Genomic DNA, 1,391 nt, shown 5'->3' on the forward strand with positions numbered 1-1,391 from the left:
CAGAAGGACATGAGCATTGATGTGTCCGGTGCGCTGGACAACAGCGGTGGTCTGCTCAGCAGCGAAGCGGGGTTGACGGTCAATGCCGCTTCGTTGCAAAACGCAGCAGGCAGCCTGTCCAGTGCCGATGCCTTGAGCGTCACCACCACCGGCGCTCTGGAGAACCAGGCGGGCTCCGTTACTACCGACGCAACGCTGACACTGACCAGCGCCAGCCTGGACAACAGTCAGGCGGGCAAACTGGCTGGCAAGGGCGCCACGCATTCGACAACAGCCAGGGTGGTCGCCTGACCAGCAGCGATACCCTGCAGTTGACGGCCGGTAAAGTCATCAACCAGAGCGCCGGACGTATTGCCAGTGCGCTGACATTGACGGCCAGCGTCACCAGCCTCGATCAGCAGGGTGGTGAGCTGTTCAGCAACACCTCGCTGAGCCTCGACCTGAACAACGGCCATTTGAACAACCAGGGCGGTTTGATCAACGCCCCCGACGTGTTGCTGCTGAAGAATCTTAATGGCGTGGCCAACCAGAACGGCGAAATCTCCAGCGCAAAGGCCTTTACCCTGAACGTCGACAGCCTCGATAACAGTGGCGGCAAACTGCTCAGCAGTCAGGCCCTGACGCTGATCGTCAACAAGGCCCTGAGCAACATCAAAGGTACGATTTCCGCTGCCGCGCTGAACACTCGCAGCGACAGCCTGGACAACACCGAAGGCTTGATCAGCAGCCGCGCAGCTCTGGACCTGACGGTCAATACCGCCCTGACCAACGTCAAGGGCACGCTGATTGGTGACGGCGATGTGACGCTGAGTGCCGCGACAGCAGACAACGGTCTCGGCCAGATCGCCAGCAAACAGAACCTCAACGCACAGATCGGCAGCCTTCGGCAATTGGGTGGTCAGATGCTTGCCCAAGGCACACTGACCTTGCGCGGCGACGCGCTGGACAACCGTCAGAACGGTTTCATCGGCGCAACCCAAGCCCTCGATATCAATGTCACCGACATCGATAACCGCGGCGGTGAACTGTCCAGTCAGGACGTGATTACCCTGACCGGACAGCAACTCAACAACAGCGACAACGGTCAGGTGCTGGCACAGAAAGCCCTGACGCTGAACGTTGCGCAAGTCACTAACCGTGGCAATGGTCTGCTCTCCAGTAAAGCCGGTCTAACGCTGGTGGGCAGTACGCTGGACAACACCGGTGGCGCGCTCAGTGCCCTCAAAGCTCTGGGTATCGACCTGTCTGCAGCGCTCGATAACACTCAAGGCCTGATCAGCAACGAAGACGTCCTGACGTTGAAGGCCGCCAGCCTGACCAACACCGCAGGCAGCGTCTCCAGCGCTGGAAAACTGACCCTCGACAGCACCGGAGCAATCAGCAACCAGGGC

The 1,391-nt window shown here is 60.0% G+C and carries 1 pseudogene; it reads left to right on the forward strand.

Annotation, left to right across the window (positions count from 1 at the left end):
* Positions 1-1,391 (forward strand): annotated as a pseudogene (locus AO068_RS25170) (adhesin); the annotation flags it as partial.

Origin of the sequence: Pseudomonas sp. ICMP 3272 (assembly GCF_001466905.1) — a bacterium.
GTDB lineage: Bacteria > Pseudomonadota > Gammaproteobacteria > Pseudomonadales > Pseudomonadaceae > Aquipseudomonas > Aquipseudomonas amygdali.